At 70.3% G+C, this 19,509-nt stretch carries 20 protein-coding genes; 9 read left to right on the plus strand and 11 right to left on the minus strand.

The window, feature by feature from the left end; translation table 11 throughout:
• Positions 1-37: 37 nt before the first annotated feature.
• From R0232_RS39250 to R0232_RS39280, 7 genes are read left to right on the plus strand one after another with little or no spacing between them, the layout of a single operon-like run.
• The gene (locus R0232_RS39250; protein ID WP_431514539.1) at positions 38-1,078 is read left to right on the plus strand and encodes an ABC transporter permease; all 1,041 of its coding nucleotides are present in this window, start codon (positions 38-40) and stop codon (positions 1,076-1,078) included.
• Positions 1,075-1,920 carry an ABC transporter permease gene (locus R0232_RS39255; protein ID WP_431514540.1) on the plus strand — a complete coding sequence of 282 codons (846 nt, stop codon included), beginning with the start codon at positions 1,075-1,077 and terminating at the stop codon, positions 1,918-1,920. The genes R0232_RS39250 and R0232_RS39255 overlap by 4 nt, the downstream gene beginning before the upstream one ends.
• Entirely contained in the window at positions 1,917-3,581 is a 1,665-nt protein-coding gene (locus tag R0232_RS39260; RefSeq protein WP_431514541.1) for an ATP-binding cassette domain-containing protein, read from the plus strand. The genes R0232_RS39255 and R0232_RS39260 overlap by 4 nt, the downstream gene beginning before the upstream one ends.
• On the plus strand, positions 3,578-4,519 hold the full coding sequence (locus R0232_RS39265) for an NAD-dependent epimerase/dehydratase family protein (protein WP_431514542.1): 942 nt from the start codon (positions 3,578-3,580) through the stop codon (positions 4,517-4,519). Before R0232_RS39260 ends, R0232_RS39265 begins: the two co-directional genes overlap by 4 nt.
• Positions 4,516-5,001, plus strand: a complete 486-nt coding sequence (locus R0232_RS39270; protein WP_431514543.1) for an ureidoglycolate lyase — start codon at positions 4,516-4,518, stop codon at positions 4,999-5,001. The genes R0232_RS39265 and R0232_RS39270 overlap by 4 nt, the downstream gene beginning before the upstream one ends.
• The gene (locus R0232_RS39275) at positions 4,998-5,924 is read left to right on the plus strand and encodes an allantoinase PuuE (RefSeq protein ID WP_431514651.1); all 927 of its coding nucleotides are present in this window, start codon (positions 4,998-5,000) and stop codon (positions 5,922-5,924) included. Before R0232_RS39270 ends, R0232_RS39275 begins: the two co-directional genes overlap by 4 nt.
• Positions 5,921-6,682 (plus strand): SDR family NAD(P)-dependent oxidoreductase, encoded by a 762-nt coding sequence (locus tag R0232_RS39280; protein WP_431514544.1) that lies wholly within the window; start codon positions 5,921-5,923, stop codon positions 6,680-6,682. The genes R0232_RS39275 and R0232_RS39280 overlap by 4 nt, the downstream gene beginning before the upstream one ends.
• A gap of 16 nt (positions 6,683-6,698) precedes the next feature.
• Here the strand turns inward: R0232_RS39280 and R0232_RS39285 are convergent, their stop codons facing one another.
• A complete protein-coding gene (locus tag R0232_RS39285; RefSeq protein WP_431514545.1) occupies positions 6,699-8,174 on the minus strand; it encodes an HD domain-containing phosphohydrolase in 1,476 nt (491 codons plus the stop codon).
• A gap of 124 nt (positions 8,175-8,298) precedes the next feature.
• Between R0232_RS39285 and R0232_RS39290 the strand changes: the two genes are divergently transcribed.
• Entirely contained in the window at positions 8,299-8,856 is a 558-nt protein-coding gene (locus tag R0232_RS39290) for a DUF308 domain-containing protein (RefSeq protein WP_431514546.1), read from the plus strand.
• 56 nt (positions 8,857-8,912) lie between these two features.
• On the opposite strand, the gene R0232_RS39295 is transcribed toward R0232_RS39290, so the two are convergent.
• The 4 genes from R0232_RS39295 to R0232_RS39310 all read right to left on the minus strand — a co-directional run bounded on the left by R0232_RS39295 (position 8,913) and on the right by R0232_RS39310 (position 12,145).
• Positions 8,913-9,239 carry a helix-turn-helix domain-containing protein gene (locus R0232_RS39295; protein WP_431514547.1) on the minus strand — a complete coding sequence of 109 codons (327 nt, stop codon included), beginning with the start codon at positions 9,237-9,239 and terminating at the stop codon, positions 8,913-8,915.
• 100 nt (positions 9,240-9,339) lie between these two features.
• Positions 9,340-9,876 carry a cupin domain-containing protein gene (locus R0232_RS39300; RefSeq protein ID WP_431514548.1) on the minus strand — a complete coding sequence of 179 codons (537 nt, stop codon included), beginning with the start codon at positions 9,874-9,876 and terminating at the stop codon, positions 9,340-9,342.
• On the minus strand, positions 9,873-10,616 hold the full coding sequence (locus tag R0232_RS39305) for an NAD-dependent epimerase/dehydratase family protein (protein ID WP_431514549.1): 744 nt from the start codon (positions 10,614-10,616) through the stop codon (positions 9,873-9,875). Before R0232_RS39305 ends, R0232_RS39300 begins: the two co-directional genes overlap by 4 nt.
• Before the next feature lie 119 nt (positions 10,617-10,735).
• Positions 10,736-12,145: a PLP-dependent aminotransferase family protein gene (locus tag R0232_RS39310; RefSeq protein WP_431514550.1), complete on the minus strand. Its 1,410-nt coding sequence runs from the start codon at positions 12,143-12,145 to the stop codon at positions 10,736-10,738.
• 72 nt (positions 12,146-12,217) lie between these two features.
• Between R0232_RS39310 and norR the strand changes: the two genes are divergently transcribed.
• Entirely contained in the window at positions 12,218-13,786 is a 1,569-nt protein-coding gene (gene norR, locus R0232_RS39315) for a nitric oxide reductase transcriptional regulator NorR (protein WP_431514551.1), read from the plus strand.
• Positions 13,787-13,798: 12 nt separating this feature from the next.
• On the opposite strand, the gene hmpA is transcribed toward norR, so the two are convergent.
• From hmpA to R0232_RS39345, 6 genes are all read right to left on the minus strand, one after another.
• Positions 13,799-14,986 carry an NO-inducible flavohemoprotein gene (gene hmpA / locus R0232_RS39320; RefSeq protein WP_431514552.1) on the minus strand — a complete coding sequence of 396 codons (1,188 nt, stop codon included), beginning with the start codon at positions 14,984-14,986 and terminating at the stop codon, positions 13,799-13,801.
• Positions 14,987-15,175: 189 nt separating this feature from the next.
• Positions 15,176-15,991, minus strand: a complete 816-nt coding sequence (locus R0232_RS39325; RefSeq protein WP_431514553.1) for a GntR family transcriptional regulator — start codon at positions 15,989-15,991, stop codon at positions 15,176-15,178.
• A gap of 72 nt (positions 15,992-16,063) precedes the next feature.
• A complete protein-coding gene (locus tag R0232_RS39330) occupies positions 16,064-16,570 on the minus strand; it encodes a nucleoside deaminase (protein WP_208510782.1) in 507 nt (168 codons plus the stop codon).
• A gap of 27 nt (positions 16,571-16,597) precedes the next feature.
• Positions 16,598-17,698 (minus strand): ABC transporter ATP-binding protein, encoded by a 1,101-nt coding sequence (locus R0232_RS39335; protein WP_431514554.1) that lies wholly within the window; start codon positions 17,696-17,698, stop codon positions 16,598-16,600.
• Between the two features lie 7 nt (positions 17,699-17,705).
• On the minus strand, positions 17,706-18,536 hold the full coding sequence (locus tag R0232_RS39340; protein ID WP_208510784.1) for an ABC transporter permease: 831 nt from the start codon (positions 18,534-18,536) through the stop codon (positions 17,706-17,708).
• Between the two features lie 61 nt (positions 18,537-18,597).
• Positions 18,598-19,509, minus strand: a complete 912-nt coding sequence (locus R0232_RS39345) for an ABC transporter permease (RefSeq protein WP_431514555.1) — start codon at positions 19,507-19,509, stop codon at positions 18,598-18,600.

Here is a 19,509-nt window from a genome sequence, read left to right on the forward strand (position 1 = left end):
CACCCCGGCACACGCGAGCCATCCAACAAGGAAAGACATGACGCTACGCACGTCGCTGCGATCGCTACCGCGACCGCTTCGAATCGTCCTGGCCAGGCTGAGCATTCTGATTCCACAGATGTTCGGCGTGCTGCTGGCCACCTTCCTGCTCATCCGGCTGCTGCCGGGCGACCCGGCCCTGCTGATGCTCGGCAACATGGCGACGCCGGAGCAGATCGCCAACCTGCGCGAAAGGCTGGGCCTGAACGGCAGCCTGTGGTCGCAGTTCACGAGCTATCTCTCCACCGTGGTGCACGGCGACCTGGGCACGTCCATGTTCACCGCCAATCCCGTGGCGGTGGACCTGCTCGATCGCGTTCCCGCCACGCTGGAGCTGATCACCTACGCCATGCTGCTGACCATCGTCGTCAGCCTGTCGCTGGCGGTCGTCTCGGTCGTCAAGCCCAGGGGATTCGTGAGCCGCTTCAGCAAGGTCTACGGCCTGGCCGCGGGCGCCGTGCCGGACTTCTGGGTCGGCCTGCTGCTGATCTACTTTCTGTTCTACGTCGCCGGCATCGCGCCCGCGCCGTTCGGACGCATCGACGCCATCATGTCGGCGCCGCCCGCGGTCACCGGCTTCCTGACGATCGACACCCTGCTGGCCGGCGACACGGCCGCCTTCGCGTCGGCCGTGGGGCGCCTGTGCCTGCCGGTGCTGACCCTCGCGATCGTGAATGCCGGGGCGCTGATGAAGATGACCCAGATCGTGTTCGCCGACAACTACCGCAGCGAATACATCCGCCATGCGCGCGCGAGCGGCCTGTCGGAGCGGCAGCTCATCAGGAGCGCACTGCGCAACAGCCTGCCGCCGATCATCACGATGGTCGGCTTCCTGTTCGGCTTCCTGCTGGGAGCCGCCGTCCTGGTCGAAACCATCTTCGCGTGGGGCGGACTCGGCCAGTACGCCGTCTCCGCGGTCATGAACAGCGACTATCCGGCGCTCCAGGGCTTCGTGCTCGTCGCCGCCGCATTCATCCTGATCGTCTACACCGTGGTGGACGTTCTCTACGGCATCGCCGATCCGAGGATCGAAGTATGAAGATCATGGCAGCCGCCCATCGGCGCAGCGCGAAGCTGACCCTGGCCATCGGACTCTCTCTGCTGGCCATGCAGTTCCTCGCGATCGTGTTCGCCCCCTGGATCGCCCCGTATTCCCCGGTCGACGCCGACCCGATCAATGCGTTGAAGTCGCCGTCCTTCGCGCACCTGTTCGGCACCGACGTGTCCGGCATGGACATCTTCTCCCGGGTGATCTTCGCGACGCGCATCAATCTGCTCATCAGCGTGACCGCGGTGGCCATCGCCTTCGTCATCGGGGTGCCGATCGGGCTGGCCATCGGCTACTACAAGGGCTGGGCGAGCTCCTTCGCGATGCGCATCTTCGACTTCGTGCAGTCCTTTCCCGTCTTCGTGCTGGGGATGGTGCTGGTCTCGGTCATGGGCCAGGAGATATGGAACGTCGCCATCGTCCTGGCCGTGCTCTTCACGCCGGTGTTCGCGCGCCTGATCCGTGCCGAGGTCCTTTCGCTACGCGACCGGCCCTTCATCGCCGCGGCGCGCTGCAGCGGCGCGACCGACGGCGCCATCATGTTCCAGCACATCCTCCCGAACGCACTGACACCGGCCATCGTCCAGATCTCCATCAGCATCGGGATGGCGATCCTGCTGACGGCGGGGCTGTCCTTCGTCGGCGCGGGCGTGCGGATGCCCACGCCCGAGTGGGGGCTCATGGTGAGCAACGGCGCGCAGCAGATGATCCTCGGCGTGTGGTGGGTCGCGCTCTTCCCGGGCCTTGCCATCGTCTTTTCCGTGCTGACATTCGCGCTGCTGGGCGATGCCGCCAAGCAGATGTTCGATCCCCAGACGAGGAGCGCTCCATGAACCAGGTCGCAGACGCGTTGCTCGAGGTTCGCAACCTCAGCGTCGGTTTCTCCGATGCACAGGCCTCCCCCGCCCTGCGAGGCGTGAGCTTCAGCTTGCGGCCGGGAGAGATCCTCGGCATCGTCGGAGAAACCGGAGCAGGAAAGTCGCTGCTGGCGCGCGCCATCATCGACATGCTGCCGGGCGACGGCCGCATCCTCGACGGCGAGGTCCTCGTTCGCGGCCAGGCCGTCTCGACGATGACGCAGGCCCAGAAGCGCGGACTCCGCGGTGGCGAGGTCGCCCTGATCGGCACGAACGCGAAGTCGCTGCTCGACCCCGTCGTCAAGGTGGGAGAGCAGATCGCCCGCGTGCTTCGCGCCCACCGCGGCATCGACAAGGCGCAAGCCTGGCGCGAGGCCATCGCCCTGTTCGAGCAGGTCGGCATCGTCAATCCGGAGCGCCGCGCCCATGCCTACCCGCACGAGCTGTCGGGCGGCATGGCGCAGCGGGTCGTCATCGCGATGGCATTGATCGCGCAACCGAAGGTTCTGCTCGCGGACGACGCCACGCTGGGGCTGGATGCCACGATCCAGCTGCAGGTGCTCGACCTGCTGGTCCAGAAGGGCCGCGAACTCGGTCTCGCCGTGGTGCTCATCACCCATGACCTGGGCATGGTCGCCGCGTACTGCGACCGCGTGGGCATCATGAAGTCCGGCGAGCTGCTCGAACTCGAGAGCGTGCATTCCTTCCTCACGCAGGGGCCGCGGCATCCCTACAGCCGCGAGCTGCTCGAAGCAGCCAAGGTGCGTCCGCTTCCGATGGTCCCGGACGCTTCCACGAGCGCGGGCCCGTCGAGCGGGCAGCCCCTGCTCGAGGTCACGGACCTGGTCAAGACCTTCCATGTCGACGGCTCCTCCGACGTGGTGCGCGCCGTGGACCATGTGTCGCTGACCATCGCCCGCGGCGAGACCCTTGCCCTCGTGGGCGAGAGCGGTTCCGGCAAGACGACGATGGGCCAATGCCTCGTCCGGCTGCTGGCATCCGACGCCGGCTCGATCCGCTTCGATGGCCAGGAGACGCTGGCGCTCTCGGACAAGGCCTTCAGGACGGTGCGCCGGCGCATGCAGATGGTGTTCCAGGAGCCCTACGTCGCCTTGAACCCCCGATGGCGCGTGCGCGAACTGGTGGCGGAGCCGCTGAAGCTCGGGGAGGCCCTGTCGCGAACCGAGCGCGACGCCCGCGTGATGGAGTTGCTCGACCTGGTCGGCATCGCCAGCGCAAAGGCGAACGCCTACCCGCACGAACTGACGGCCGGCGAGCAGAAGCGCGTCGGCATCGCGCGCGCACTGGCCGTGCGGCCCGATTTCGTCATCTTCGACGAACCGACGACAGCGCTGGACATCCGCGTTCGCGCCCAGATCATCGACCTGGTGCGCGACCTGCAAAAGCGCATGGGGCTGTCCGCGCTGTTCATCACCCACGACCTGAATTCCGTGCGCTCGCTGGCCCACTACGTGGCCGTGATGCGCCACGGAAAGATCGTCGAGCAAGGCCCGACCGAACAGATCTTCTCGCATCCGAAGGAGGCCTACACGCGCAAGCTGCTGGAGGCCGAGCTTCCCATCGAGGCGAAGGAGCCGGTTCCGGCCATGACCCTGGAGACTGCCGAGGCCTCATGACATTCGATCGAAAAACCACCAAGCCGGTGCTGGTCACCGGCGCCGCGGGCCTGGTCGGCCGCAAGCTCGCACGCCGACTGGCCGACCGGCAACGCGCCTTCATCGCGCTGGACCGAACCGCGTCGGTCACCGAGGACGGCATCGAGATCGTCGGCTGCGATCTCGGCGACGTGCACCGCATGTACGCGCTCACGCGGGAGGGGATCGATTCTGTCGTCCATTGCGGGGCGTTCTCCGGGCCCATGGTGGCCCGCGATACGCCGCACTCGATGGTGCAGGTGAACATCGTCGGCACCGCCAACATGCTCGAGTTGGCGCGCGTTCACGAGGCCCGGCGCTTCGTCTACTGCTCGTCGACCAGCGCCTATGGCGTCGTTCGATCGGCGGCGCCGGTCACGGAGGATTGCCTGCTACGACCCGCGAGCCTGTACGGCGCGAGCAAGGTCGCGTCCGAATACATCACGACGTCCTATGCGCGGCAGTACGGCCTGTCGGCGGCGAGCATCCGCCTCTCGTGGGTGTACGGCCCCGGAAGGACGACGGACTGCGTGGTCCGCACCATGATCGAGGACGCGCTCGCCGCGCGCCCCACGCGCATGGCGTTCGGCTCGGACTTTCCGCGGCAGTTCATCCATGTCGACGATGCCGTGGACGGCCTGCTCGAGGCGCTGGATGCCGAATCCCTGCCCAGGACCACCTACAACGTCACGGGCAACACGCGCGTGACGCTGGGCGAGCTCGCGCAACTGGTGCGCCGTGTCTTTCCGAAAGCCGACATCGTGTTGCAACAGGGGCCGGACCCGGTGGACGAGTTCCAGGAAAAGTTCAGCATCGAGGCCGCACGGCGCGACCTCGGCTACGAGCCCCGGGTCTCGCTCGAACAGGGCATCCGCTCGTACGCCGAGTGGATCGAGGCACGCCGGAGTGGCCGGCCATGATCGAGCCGCGCGCCCTTTCCCAAGCCGGGTTCGCGCCCTTCGGACGCGTCATCGAGGCGCCTGCCCTGCCGCGGCGGGACTACTTCGACGCGGAACTGGCTTCTCATCGACCGCACGCGAGCCCTTCGCTGTCCCTGGTCACGAACGATCCGGTGCGCGAAAGCAGTCTCGCGTTCGGCAGCCTCGAATGCCACCCGCACTCGTCCCAGTCGTTCATTCCCATGAGCGCCGGCCGCTGGCTGGTGGTCGTGGCGCCCGACGAGCGCGGCCGCCCCGACATGCGGCAGGCGCTCGCCTTCATCGCCGGTCCGTCGCAGGGCATCACCTTCCTCCCCGGCGTCTGGCACCTCGGCCTGCATGTGCTCGACCGGCGATCGACGCATGCCATCTTCATGTGGTGCGACGGGACCGAAGGCGACGAGACCTTCGTCGACGTCGAGCCGACGACCATCGATTTGTCCAAGATCCTGAAAGAAGCCTGATCGTGAACCACCTTCAAAGAGACTTCGTCGGCTATGGCCGCAATCCTCCCGATCCGAAGTGGCCGGGCGGCGCCCGGCTCGCTCTCAACTTCGTCCTCAATTACGAGGAAGGGTCCGAGCCCTCGGTCCACGACGGCGAAGGCCTCACCGAGACCTGGTTCACCGAAAGCCACGGCCTGGCCAACCTCGAGGGGCGAGACCTCGCCGCCGAGGGGCTCTTCGAGTACGGAAGCCGGGTGGGTTTCTGGCGGGTCATGCGGCTCCTGCAGGAGCGTTCGCTCCCCGCCACGATCTTCGGTTGCGCGCTGGCGCTCGAACGCAACCCCGAGGCCTGCGATGCCATCAAGGCGTCGGGTTTCGACGTGTGCTCGCATGGATGGCGCTGGATCCAGCACTATCGGTTGTCGCAGGACGAGGAGCGCGAGCACATCCGTCGCGCCGTCGAGTCCCTGACCCATTCGATCGGCGAGCGCCCGCAGGGCTGGTACTGCCGCTACGCACCGAGCGTCCACACGCGCCAGCTTCTGGTCGAGGAAGGCGGCTTTCTCTACGACTCGGACTACTACGGCGACGAACTGCCGTTCTGGACGCGGGTCGACGGCAAGCCGCACCTGGTGGTCCCCTACTCGCTGACCAACAACGACGGCCAGTTTTCCGCCGGCGTCAGCACCGGCAACGACTGGTACGGCTTCCTCAAGGATGCCTTCGACATGCTCTACAAGGAGGGCCGGACCCAGCCCAAGATGATGTCCGTCGGCCTGCACATGAGGCTCGTCGGCCATCCCGCGCGCGCCGCGGGCCTGGAGCGCTTCCTCGACTACATCAGCCAGTTCCCCGACGTCTGGGTGACGCGGCGCATCGACATCGCCAGGCACTGGCGGCACGTGCATCCGGCGCCGGCAACCCAGGGAGCCGAATCATGAAGAGCCCGTTCGATCTTTCCGGCCGCAAGGCCGTCGTCACCGGAGGCAGCCGCGGCATCGGCGGAGCCATCGCCGAGCTGTTCCTCGAACATGGTGCCGAGGTCGCCATCTGCCATCTGGACGATGAAGCCAATGCCAGCCTGCTGCGCGAGCGGATGGCGGCCAGGGGACACGCGCTTCATTGCGCCGAATGCGATGTCTCCAGCCCCGCTGCCGTCGATCGGTTCGCCGAATGGGCCATGCAGCGGCTCGGACAGGTCGACATCGTCGTCAATTCCGCGGGCGTCGGCGGCGGCGACCGGCCCTTCGAGTCGACCGACGAGCGCGACTGGGACCTGACCGTCGGCGTGAACCTGCGCGGCACGATGCTGGTGACGCGGGCCTTCTTCGCGGGCATGACCTCGCGCCAATGGGGACGCGTGATCAATGTCGCCTCCCAGCTCGCCTACAAGGGCGCGCCCGGCCTCGCCCACTACTGCGCGGCCAAGGCCGGCGTCGTCGGATTCACGCGTGCGCTGGCCTATGAGGGCGCCCCGTGCGGCGTGCTGGTCAATGCCATCGCGCCGGGTCCCGTGGACACCGACCTGTTGCGCAATCACAGCGAGCAATGGCTGGCGTTCAAGAAGAGCCAGCTGCCGGTCGGACGGTTCGGCGAGGTGGGCGAGATCGCACCGACCGCGCTGCTGCTGGCGTCGGAAGCGGGTGCGTTCTACGTGGGGCAGACCTTGTCGCCGAACGGGGGCGACGTCATGCTCTGAGGCTGCGTCAACAGCCTTAGATCAGCCTCCGCGTCGCCGCCTTCAGCGTCGCGGCCGCGCGCGTCGTGCATCCGAGCTTCTGGAACACGCGCTCCACGTGCGTGCGCACCGTGCTGGGACTGATGCCCAGCGCGCGCGCCACCTCCTTCGTGTTGTCGCCCTGGCTGATGCAGCGCAGCACCTCGAGCTCGCGCTGGGACAGCGACGTATCGTCCTGCGCCGGCGCCGCGGGCTTCGGCGGCACCGCGCCCGGCAGCGTGCTGGCGCACAGCGCCTCGACCACGGCCGCGTCGAAGCGGCCGGCCGCGGCGTCCTCCTTCATGCGCTCGGCCGCCTGTTCCCGCGTCAGCGCATCGCGCCACGGCCGCCGCGTGCAGTGCGACCACCACTGTTCGGCCGCGGCGACGACCTGCCCTTCCAGCGGCATGGCCGCACCCGAGCGGCCACGGAAATGGCCCGAGCCATCGCGCCGCTCGAAGGCGAAGGACGCGATCTCCGCCTCGGCCGCGAGGCCGTCGATCTGCCCGGCGGCACGCGAGGTCCAGTACGGCACGAGCCGCACGCGCTCCAGCGCCGAGGCCTGCAGCGGCCCGGGCGCGTTCCAGATCGCATTGGGCACCGAGGCGCGTCCGATGCCATGGATCAGCCCCGCCTTGTAGGCGCGGCCGCAGCCGGCTTCGTCCAGCCCCATGCGCGCGCCGCAGTCGCGCGCCAGGCTGGCCACGCGGCGCGAGTAGCCCGTCATCCACGGCAGCTTGAGGTCGATCACGTCGCCGACCAGTTCCAGCCCCATGGGCCGGCGCATCGAGTCCGGCTGTTCCGCCGCCTCGGCCCATGGCGCGGCGGGTGCATCGAGCGCCTGCATCCAGGCCGCGAGATCGGCCGCGCTGGCGTCGAGCAGCGCGGCCGGATAGAGGCTGTCCGCGCGGCCGCGCACCAGCGCGAGCGCCTGCTCGATGCCGTACAGGCGGCCGAAGATCTCGAGGTCGCTGGCCAATGCCACCACGTAGGTCGAGAACGGCACCGCCTCGCCGCGCAGCAGGCCCGGCACGCCGCTGCCGTCGTAGGCCTCGAACACGGCGCGCAGCGTGGCTTCGGTGTCGTGGCTCAGCCCGAGCGTGTGGGCGATGTCGCCCGCGATCTCGCAGTGGATCTCGGCCATGGCGAGCACGGCACCGGGCACCGGCGCGCTGTCGTGGGGCTGGCGCATGCGCGGTGCCGACGATGCGAGCAGGGCCCGGCGACCTTCGACGTCGTCGTCGAGGAAGTCGGCGAACTCCTGCGCATTGGCCGTGCAGCCCGACCAGCGCAGCAGCGCGGCATGGCGCGCCGCCTCGATCTGCGGCGCGGTGCAGCCGGCCTGCGCGGCGATCCGGCCCGCGAGCCAGGCCGTGCGCAGCGAATGGTCGATCGGCTGGCCCATGCTCAGGTCGCCGATGAAGGCCAGCGCGCGGACGGCGTCGAAAACGGGGATGGTCGTGTCGTCGGACATGGCGCATTTTGCGCGTGTCGGTCATTCGACCGATACCGGCGGCCGGGGTGGCCCGGAAGAATCGTGGCATCCACCGCTCGACGGGCGGCCCCTCCTCTCTCGCGGCCTCCACCGCCCCTTCCTCATGTCAGACATCCTGCAAAACCCATCCCCGCGCGCCGCCTGGCTGCGCAAGCTCTATTTCACCCGCGCCGCCTTCTCCTTCGCCTGGGTCGCACTGGCCTTCACCGTCGCGAAGCAGTCGCCCGCGCTGGCCACCGTGCTGCTGATCGTCTACCCCGCCTGGGACGCCTTCGCCAACCTGTGGGACGCCCGGATGAGCGGCGGCGCGCAGGCCAACCCCACGCAGATGCTCAACCTCTGGATGAGCACCCTGGTCGCGCTCGCGGTCGCGGCCTCGCTCGTGGCCGGATGGCAGGTCGTGCTGCTGATCTTCGGCGTCTGGGCCATCGTCTCGGGCCTGCTGCAACTGGCCACGGCCCTTCGCCGCCGCAAGGCCGAACGCGGCCAGTGGGTGATGATGCTCAGCGGCGCGCAGTCCGCGCTGGCCGGCGGGCTCTTCATCTCGCGGCAGGGCACCGATGCGCCGATTCCGCAGACGCTGGCGGGCTATGCGGCGGTGGGGGCGGTGTATTTCCTGATCTCGGGGGTGGTGATTCTGGTGCGGGAGCGCAGGCGCTGAGACGTCGGTGCGCCGCCACTTGGCGCACCCGGCAACGGGTCCGACGACTCCCCGCGCTATGCGGCCTCGGCCGCCTTGCGACGGCGAGCTTGCGCCAGGCCCTTCGGTCTGGACAGCTTCACCACCGGCGCCATGCCGGCGGTGGCGGCCATGTCCATCAGGGTGTCCAGGGAGAACAGGTTGATCCTTCCCCGAACCAGGTCGGAGATGCGCGGCTGCGACACGCCGAACAGCTGCGCCGCCTCGGTTTGCGTCATGCCCTGCTGCCGAATGACTTCGGCCAGGCTCATCATCAGGTCGGCACGCGCGCGCATGCTGGCCGCCTCCTGGGGCGTGCCTGCAATGGCGTCGAAGACGCTGTCGAAGCGGCGGGCTCCGGTCATGATGCGAGGTCCTTCAAGGCACTTTATACAAGTTTTTGTATTGCCCCCTTGAAGGCCCGCACGCGCTGACGACGATTACTTTTCTCGAGCGGGTGTTCGCTCAAGGCGGCAACACCAACGGCCCGCAATCCGAATCCGCGATGAAGGTCGCGATCAGCGACGCCGGCTTCACCGGATCGGGGTTCTCCGCGAACAGGTGCAGCGCGCGCGGCGGCTCGAACCAGGTCTGGCCGGCCTGGTAGTCGACCGCGGGACCACCCGCCATCTGCGAGCGCACCGTGCCGCTGACCACCACGGCCTGCACGGAGCCCGGGTGCCGGTGCGCGGGGGTGTAGGCCAGCGGCGGGAACTCGACCAGGGCGGTGGTGATGGACTTGCCCGACACGTTCGGCAGCGGCTCGCACGACAGCGGCCGCACGGTCGTCTGCGGCCGCGCGGCGCTGCCCTCGGGCGCGGGCGCCGAGGCGAACATCGGGCGCGTCACGCTGCTGCAGAGGTCGTCGAGCCATGCGACGGTGGCCTGCCTGCCCGCATGCGGCACCAGGGCCCATGCGGCCGCGCCGAGGGCGAGCGCCGCAAGCGACAGTGCGACCGCATGCCGCGGCGCGCGCGACGATGGGCGGGCCGCGATGCTCACGATCTTGCCTCCGCGCCCAGGCGCATCGACGGGGTCCAGCCCAGCAGCCGCCGCGCCTTGCCGCTGTCGACCTCGGGGTTGTCCTCGGTGATGTTGAAGACGCCACCGGCCGAATGGCGCCAGGCCAGCAGCGCGGCCCAGGCGGCCGCTTCGACGTGCACGGGGCTCGTGCCCTTGGGCTCGTCGGCGCCGGTGCCCGGGCCGTAGAGCTGGCCGTAGCGCAGCACGGTGCCGGTGATGCCCGGCGCGTGAAGCACGGCCTGCTCGAGCGCCACCACACCGCCCACGCTGACGCGGCGCGCGCCTTCGGCCTCGGTGTCGAGCGGCTGCGCTTCCGCATGCGGCTTGGGGCCCGGCGCGTAGGCCCAGGCGATGCTCTGGGCCACAATGCGCACCGCGCCCGCGGCGCGCGCGGCCTCGACCAGGTTGCGCGTGCCTTCGGTACGCACGCGGGCGTTGCGCGCCGTGGCCTCGGCCATGCGTGCGGGATCGAGGCCGCGCGGCAGGTCGGTGAGCTGGTGGATCACGCCGTGCGGTGCGATGCGCACCAGCGCGGCCTTCAGCGCTTGCGCATCGAACACGTCGACCAGCACCGGCTTCACGCCCTGGGCCTCGAGCGCCGCGGCGCGCTCGGGCTGGCGGGTGCTGCCGTGCACTTCGTAGCCGGCCTCGCGCAGCAGCGGGATCAGGGCCGAGCCGATGGCGCCGGTGGCGCCGGCCAGGAAAACTCTTTCGCTCATGGCGTTCTTTCTCGGAGACGGATGCTTTGGAGCCTCCAGCTTAGGCAACCGATGGTCCGGCGCACAGTGCCAAGAATCGGTGGATCGGATGGACCATCGCGGCCCATCACGGGGCGCACTCAGCCTTGCTGCACCAGCGTCAGCAGCCGCGCGCAGGTCTCGGCCGCGATCTCCACGCGCAGGTCCGCCACGCCGAGCAGCAGCCCCGTGTTCTCGGGCCCGGGCTGCGCGTACCACGGCGACAGCGGCACCGGCGTCAGGCCGTGCGCCGCGAGCGACTGCGCCAGCGCCAGGTCCGACACGCCCGGTGCGAGGCGCAGCAGCACGGTCAGGCCCGCGGCGATGTAGGTGGCCGATGCGGCATCGAGACAGGCGACCAGCGCCGCGCGCCGCTGCGCATAGACCTGCCGGGTGCGGCGCAGGTGGCGCAAGAAATGACCGTCGCGCAGGAAGGCCGCCACCGCCAGTTGCACCAGCGGCGCCGGCGCCGGTGGCACCACCGCCGCATGGCGCGCGAAGCGCTCGACCTCCGCCGCCGGCACGACCAGGAAGCCGAGCCGCAGCATCGGGCTGATGGTCTTGCTGAAGGTGCCCACGTGCAGCACGCGCGCGTCGTCGCCCGCGGCCACGAGCGAGGGCGCGGCGCGGGCGCCGAGCTGCAGCTCGCCGAGGTAGTCGTCCTCCACCACCCAGGCCCGCGCGCGCTCGGCCCAGGCGAGGATCGCCTGCCGCCGCCGCGCCGACAGCGCCACGCCGAGCGGTGCCTGCTGCCCCGCGGTGACCACGGCCAGCGCCGCATCGGGCGCGCGCGCCACGCCCTCGTCGACCACCAGGCCTTCGGCATCGACCGGCACCGGCAGCGGCTCCACGCCGAGCGCATGCAGGCAGCGGCGCGTGGTCGGATAGCCGGGGTCCTCGGTCCAGGCCGAGGTGCCGCGCAGCCCGAGCGCCTGCACCGCGAGCGAGAGCGAACCGGCATAGCCGGTGGTGACGAAGACCTGCGCTGCCGTGCACGGCAGCCCGCGCGCAAGCGAGAGGTAGGCCGCGATCTCGCTGCGCAGCGCGAGCTCGCCGCGCGGATCGGGATTGATCTGCCGCGCATGCGAGGTGGCGCGTACCGCGCTGGTCATGATCCGCGCCCAGACCTTGGCCGGGAACAGGTCCTGCGCCGGGTTCGCCATCTGGAAGATGCCCGAGCGGCCGGGAAAGCTCGGGATGCTGCCACCGGGCACCGATGGCCCGGCCGCATCCGCGACCTCGCGCGGACGCGACGACGGCGGCAGGTGCTCGGCGACGAAGGTACCGGCCGCGCCCAGCGAGACGATCAGCTGCGCATCGAGCAGCCGCTCGTAGGCCGCGCTCACCGTGCCGCGCGCCACGCCGAGCTGCGAGGCCAGGTCGCGCCACGACGGCAGACGCGCACGCGGCGCGAGCCGGCCCTCGCGGATGGCCGCGCGCAGGCCCGCGGCGATCTGTTCGCTGACCGGTTCGCGTGCCGCGCGGTCGATTCGTAGCTGGAGCTTCGACATGGGCGGATGTTAAGCAAGGTGGCCTTGCGGCCGCCGCGTGCATCGACGCGCCGCGACAATGGCCGCCACCCCATGACGCCTCCCAGCCTGCTCACCGCCCTGCTGCCCCTGATGGCCGACCTGGCCCAGGACCTGCCCGAGGCCGAACGCCATCGCCGCCTGCTCCAGACCCTGCGCGCCCTGCTGCCCTGCGACGCCACCGCGATGCTGCGGCTCGAGGGCGACTGGCTGGTGCCGCTGGCCGTCGACGGCCTCGGCCGCGACACGCTGGGCCGGCGCTTTCGCGCGGGCGAGCATCCGCGCTTCGCCCAGCTGCTCGAGGCGCCCGGCCCCGTGCGCTTCGCGGCCGACTGCGGGCTGCCCGATCCCTTCGACGGACTGGTCGAGGGCGTGCAGGGCCATCTGCCGGTGCACGACTGCATGGGCTGCGCGCTGCGCGTCGACGGCCGGCCCTGGGGGCTGCTCACGCTCGATGCGCTCGAGGTCGGCCGCTTCTCGCGCGTCGAGCTCGATGTGCTGCAGGCCTTCGCGAGCCTCGCGGCCGCCACCGTGGTGGTGGCCGCGCGCATGGAGGGCCTGGCCGCGCGCGTGGAAGACGAACGGCTGCGCGCCGACAGCTATGCGCGCGCGGGCGGCCAGGCGCCGCGCCAGCTGATCGGCCATGGCGCCGCGCACAAGCGGCTGCTCAGGGAGATCGCGCTCGCGGGCCCGAGCGAACTCTGCGTGCTGATCCAGGGCGAGACCGGCGTGGGCAAGGAACTGGTGGCGCAGGCGCTGCATGCGGCCTCGCCGCGCGCGAAGCGGCCGCTGGTCAGCATCAACTGCGCGGCCCTGCCCGACAACCTGGTCGAGAGCGAACTCTTCGGCCATGTGCGCGGCGCCTTCACGGGCGCGGTGACCGACCGCCGCGGCAAGTTCGAGCTCGCCGACGGCGGCACGCTGTTCCTCGACGAGGTGGCGGAACTGCCGCTGCCCGTGCAGGCCAAGCTGCTGCGCGCGCTGCAGAACGGCCAGATCCAGCGCCTGGGCTCCGACCGCGAGCACCGCGTGGACGTGCGCGTGATCGCCGCGAGCAACCGCAACCTGGCCGAGGAGGTGCGCGCGGGCCGCCTGCGCGCCGATTTCTATCACCGGCTCAGCGTCTACCCGCTGCAGGTGCCGCCGCTGCGCGAACGCGGGCGCGACGTACTGCCGATCGGCGGCTTCTTCCTCGAGGAGGCGCGCGTGCGCATGGGCCTGGGCGGCGTGCGGCTCGACGCGGGCGCGCAGGCCGCGCTGCTGGCCTACGACTGGCCCGGTAACGTGCGCGAGCTCGAACACCTGCTGGGCCGCAGCGTGCTCAAGGCGTTGGGCCGGCATGCGCAGCGCCCGCGCATCCTCACGCTGAGCGCCGAGGACCTCGGGCTCGCCAGCCCGGCCGCGGCCGCGCCGAAGATCGAGCCTGCGGCCGCGAGCCCCGGCGGCGATGCGGCCGGCGCGCAGGCCGGCCTGCGCGAGGCCGTGGCGCAGTTCGAACGGACGATGGTGGAGCAGGCGCTCGAGCGCCACGGCTTCAGCTGGGCCGCCGCGGCGCGCGCCTTGCAGGTCGATCCGGCCAACCTCGCGCGCACCGCGAAGCGACTGGGCGTTGCGCGCCGCTGACCGCGGCGCGGTTCACTCGAGCGCCGAAGCCGGCCCGAAGAACTCGAAGCGCGACTGCGCATCGGGCACGCCCCATGCGCGCAACTCGCGCCGCACCTGCTGCATGAAGGGCTTGGGCCCGAGGAAATAGGCATCGACGTCGCGCGTGTGCGCGGGCAGCCAGGCCGCGAGCTTCTCGCGGTCGAGCCGGCCGACCGCATGCGGACGCGCGGCATCGCTCGCGTCGCTCTCGTCATAGCAATAGAAGCGGCTCAACCCCGGATGCCGTGACGCCATGCCGTCGATGTGCTCGCGAAACGCATGCACCGCGCCATTGCGCGCGCAGTGGATGAACACCACCTCGCGCTGCGTGGCCAGTGCCTGCTCGAGCATCGCGAGCGTGGGCGTGATGCCCACGCCGCCGCTGATCAACACCAGCGGCCGCGCGCTGTCGGCCAGCGTGAACTCGCCCGAAGGCGGCAGCAGCTGCAGCGTGTCGCCCTCGTGCACGTGGTCGTGCAGATGGTTCGAGGCCACGCCGCCGGGCTCGCGCTTCACGCTGATGCGATAGCTGCGGCCGTTCGGCGCGGCCGACAGCGAATAGTTGCGGCGGATGTCCTTGCCCTCGACCCGCAGGCACAGGCCGATGTACTGACCGGGCGTGAAGTCCATCAACGGCCCGCCATCGGCCGGTGCGAGATGGAACGAGACGATCTCGGCGCTCTCGGCCTGCTTGCGCGCCACCGTGAACGCGCGCATGCCGCGCCAGCCGCCCGGCGCCGCGGCCTGCGCGTCGTAGAGCTGCTTCTCGGCGCCGATGAGGATGTCGGCGAGCTGCCCGTAGGCGGCGGCCCAGGCATCGATCACCGCGTCGGTCGCGACCTCGGCGCCGAGCACGTCGCGGATGGCGCGCAGCAGGCAGCCGCCGACGATCGGGTAGTGCTCGGGCATCACCTGCAGCGCCACATGCTTGTTGACGATCTGCGTCGCGAGCGGGCCCATGGCCTCGAGGCGGTCGATGTTCTTCGCGTACATCAGCACGCCATTGGCCAGCGCGCGCGGCTGGTCGCCCCTGGCCTGGTGGGTCTCGTTGAAGAAGGGCCGCACCTCGGGATGCTCGGCCAGCAGCATCCGGTAGAAGTGGGTGGTGAGCGCCTCGCCGCCCTGTTCGAGCAGGGGCACGGTGGACGAAACGATGGCGCGCTGGGTGGCGGTGAGCATGGGACCTCGGGGTGGTGTTGAAAAAAGACGAGGCTTTCAACGCAACCGGTGTGCCATGCGGAAGGGCCTTTCAAATCAACGGGTTAGCGGCTTTCATGTCGAATCGACCGCTCGATATTTCGAGTCGATCTGACTGCCCGTGTCCGATCGACTGGGGGCATCTTCTGCTCGATGCCCGTGCCGCAGCGCCTATCCCTTCTTCCGCGGGCGCTCGCGCCCGCCACCCTTCGCCTTGGGCACCGGAACCGCCGCAGCCTCTGCGTCCGGGCCCGTATCCGCCGTTGCCGACGCATAGCGCGCCAGCACGTCCCGGATGTCCACGCCCGCGCGAATCGGCGGCAGCGCGCGGTCGGCCACCGCTTCGAGGTGCCGCTGCATCACGTCGGCCGCCGTTGCGAAATCGCCCTTGGCCAGGGCATCGACGATCTCCGCATGCTCGGTCACGGCGCATTCGCTGGAATGCGGCCGGCCATAGGTCGCAAGGATCAGCGAGCAGCGCGAGACCACCTCGCGCACATAGCGTTCGAGCAGCTGGTTGCCCGTCATCGCGGCGAGTTGCAGATGGAACTCGCCGGCCAGGCGCATCGAGCGCACGGCGTCGCGCCCCGAGGCCTGCTGCTCCTTGACGACGTGCGAGCGCAGCGTGGACTCGTGCGCCGCCGAGAGCTTGCCCGACAGCGTCTGCACCACCGTGCGCTCGAGCCCGTTGCGCACCTGGAAGATCTCGCGGCCCTCCTCGAGGCTCGGGTTGGCCACGAAGGCGCCGCGATTGGGCTTGAGCTCGACCAGGCCTTCCACCGCGAGCCGGCCCAGCGCCTCGCGTGCGATGGTGCGGCTGGCGCCGAAGCTCTCGCCGATCGCGTCCTCGGGCAGGCGCGCGCCGGGCTGGAGGCTCTGCTCGATGATGGCCAGCCGCAGGGCCTCGTGCACGGTCTCGGTCCGCGTACGGCCGAGCTTGTCGTCGGGGGCGGTGGCGTTGCTCGGCGGGCGTCTGGAGGGTGGCACGGGGCTCGGTGTCGCGTGGCGAAAGGATCGGGAAGCGCGATTATTGCGCCCGCGGCCGGGCCGGTGCCCCGCTCAACGGGAGGGTTGCGGCAGCTTGCGCGGGGCCGCCCAGGCCTCGAGGATCTCTATCGCATCCCATGGCAGGTGCTGCTCGGCGGGCGTCAGGCCTTCGGCGAGCGTGGCACCGGCCACGCGGCGCAGTTCGTCCACGTCGATGGGATGGCGCGCCGCCACGGGCAGGCCCTCGAAGGCCGCGCCCGATTGCACGAGCGTGGCGGCATGGAACAGCCGGCGGATGCCCGCCACGCGCATCGCGGCCACGCACATCGCGCAAGGCTCGCACGACGAATACAGCTCGCAGTCCGACAGGTCGACGCGCCGCAGCCGCCGGCAGGCATCGCGGATGGCCTCGACCTCGCCATGCGAGGTGGGGTCGAAGTGCGCGACCGAATGGTTGAAGCCCTCGCCGACCACCTGACCGTCCTTCACGATCACCGCACCGAAAGGCTCGGTGCCCGGTTTCGCGAGTGCCTGCGCGGACAAGGCCAGCGCCTGGCGCATGAATCTCTCTTCGTACATGTGTGCTGCTCCAAAGTTGATAGGTCGTCAGGCGTTGCGCGGCAGCAGCCACGCATGCCTGGGGTCCCAATGCAGGCCCACGCGCCGGCCCGGCGCGAGCTCGAGCGACTCGATCTCGTGCTGCTGCTTCTGGACCCGGAACTCGTGCCCGCCCGGCAGTTCGATGAAGACCGTCTGCGTGGAGCCGACGAACTCCAGGCCCAGCACGGCGCCCTCGAGGCGCGAAGCCCCCGCGGGTGCCTCGGCCTCCGACGGCCTGAGCGACACGCGGTCGGCTGCCACCACGAAGCTCACGTCGGCGCCGCGGTCCAGCGCGCGCCGCGCCGGCACCGCGAAGCTGCCGAGCGCGCCATCGACGCGCGCCCAACCTTCGGCATCGAGCGCACCCACCGTGCCGGTCAGCAGGTTGTTGGTGCCGATGAAGTCGGCCACGAAGGGGTTCACCGGCGCGCGGTAGACGTCCTGCGGCGCGCCCACCTGCTGGATGCGGCCCTCGTTCATGATCACGATCCGGTCGGCCAGCGCGAAGGCCTCCGACTGCGCATGCGTCACGTAGACGAAGGTGATGCGCAGCTCGCGGTGCAGCCGCGCGAGCTCGGTCTGCATGCGCACGCGCAGGTGCGCATCGAGGGCGCTCAGCGGTTCGTCGAGCAGCAGGATCGAGGGCTCGGTGACCAGCGCCCGCGCGATGGCCACGCGCTGGCGCTGGCCGCCCGAGAGCTGCGCGATCTGCCGGTCGCCCATGCCGGCGAGCCCCATGCGGCCGAGCCAGTCGAGCGCGCGCTTGCGCCGTGCCTCGGCGCCCAGCCCCTTCATGCGCAGCGGAAACTCCACGTTCTGGGCCACCGTGAGGAAGGGGAACAGCGCCAGGCTCTGCCACACCATCGGCGTGTCGCGCTGGTAGGCCGGCACGTCGCGCATGCTGCGCCCGCCGATCAGGATGTCGCCGGAGCTGGGCTGGTCCAGCCCGGCCAGCAGCCGCAGGGTGGTGGACTTGCCGCAGCCCGAGGGCCCCATGATGGCGACGAACTCGCCGGCCGCGATGTCGAGGTCGATGCCGCGCACGGCGTGGTGGCCCGCGAAGCGCTTGTCGAGCGCGCGCAGCGAAACACAAGCGTCGTTGTTCATCCTGGTCTCACTCGGTTGCGATGCGTGCGGCCGGTCGTCCGGCCCGCACGCCCATGAAGCGCTGCGCGAGCAGCACCAGCGCCACGCTGACCGCCAGCACCACGGTGCCGATGGCGTTGATCTTCGGACTCACCTGGCCCTGCAGCAGGTTGAGGATGCGCACCGGCAAGGTCTCGTGCACGCCACCGACGAACCAGGCGATCATGAATTCGTCGAACGAGACCGCCGCCGCGAGGAAGAAGGAAGCGATCAGCGACGACCGGCAGAACGGGATCACGACGCGCACCAGCCCCGTGGCCGGCGATGCGCCCATATTCCAGGCCGCCTGCTCCATGTCGGGCCCCAGTTCGCCGAGGCGCAGGCGGATGATCGCCATCGAGAACGAGGTCGCGATCGCCACGTGGCAGGCGACGATGGCCTCGAGCCGGCCGAACAGCCCGATGCGCGACAGGAAGGCCAGCATCGCCATGCCGAGGATGGTGGCCGGCACGGCCGGCGGAATGGCCACCAGCATCGCGAAGGCCGACTTGCCGCGGTAGCGATAGCGGTGGTCGAGGTAGGCGGCCGCGAAGCCGAGCACGGTCGAGAGCACCGCGGTGCCGAGCGCGACCACCAGCGTGTTGACGAAGGCATCGCGCACCATCTCGTCGTCGAGGATCGCGCGCTGCCACTGCAGGCTGAAGCCGCCCCACGGGATCGTGGGATAGCGGTTCGCGTCGAACGAGAACACGACGATGACCAGCATCGGCGCCGCGATGAAGGCGAACAGCAGGGCCAGCCAGGCGTACTGCGCGGCGCGCGAGATCTTCCTGGCGCGTGCGTGGTCGATGCCGGTCATTGAAGTACCTCCGTGCTTCGCACTGCGGTGCGAGCTTGCTTGGGGCGGCCCGGCGCGGCGCTCATGCCGCGCTCCTCGCGCCCAGGCGCCGGGCCAGGCCCAGCACGAGGCCGAGCAACGCCAGCATGCAGACGCCGATCACCGAGGCCCGCGGCCATTGCGAACCCGACTTGACGGTGTCGACGATCAGGATCGACAGGGTCGGCGGATTGCTACCCGTCATGAACACCGGGCTCACGTAGTCGCCGAAGGCCAGCAGGAAGGTGGTCGAACCCGCGAGCACCAGCGCCGGGCGGATGGCCGGCAGCAGCACGTGGCCCACCACGCGCAGCCGCCTGCAGCCGAGGTTCTCGGCAGCTTCGACCAGCGAGGCATCGACGCCGCCGAGCGCGAACACCAGGATCAGCACCGCCACCGGCAGGCTCAACGTCAGCAGCCCGATCTGCAGCGACAGCGCGCCACCCAGCAAGGGCAGCGCAGGCACGCCGAACGCGCCCAGCAGCGTGTTCGCGAGCCCCTCGGGGCTCAGCACGATCTGCCATGCATAGATGCGCAGGATGTAGCTCGAGAACACCGGCACCAGCAGCGCCGCGATCGCGGCGTCGCGCCAGCGCGCGGGCAGCCGGAACGCGATCGTGTAGGCGGCCGGAAATGCGATCGCCAGCGCGAGCACCGTGGCCGTGGCCGAGACCGCGAGGCTGTGCAGCGCGGCCTGGTGGAAGCTCGAAGCGCCGAGGATGCGCGTCCAGTTGTCGAGCGACAGCGCCGGCTGCAGCTTGAAGGAGCGCACCTGCCAGAAGGTGACGATCACGAGGAACAGCAGCGGCGCAGCGAAGAAGACGAGCTGCCACAGCAGCACGGGCAAGCCGAGCAGCACCGGCACCGTCCTGGGCGAGGGACCGCGGCGCGCGCTCGCACGGCCTCTGGCGGGCACGGGAGCGATCGCCATCGATGGCGTGGAGGAGGCGTTCAT

Source organism: Variovorax sp. DAIF25, from assembly GCF_050711835.1.
Classification (GTDB): Bacteria; Pseudomonadota; Gammaproteobacteria; order Burkholderiales; family Burkholderiaceae_C; genus Variovorax.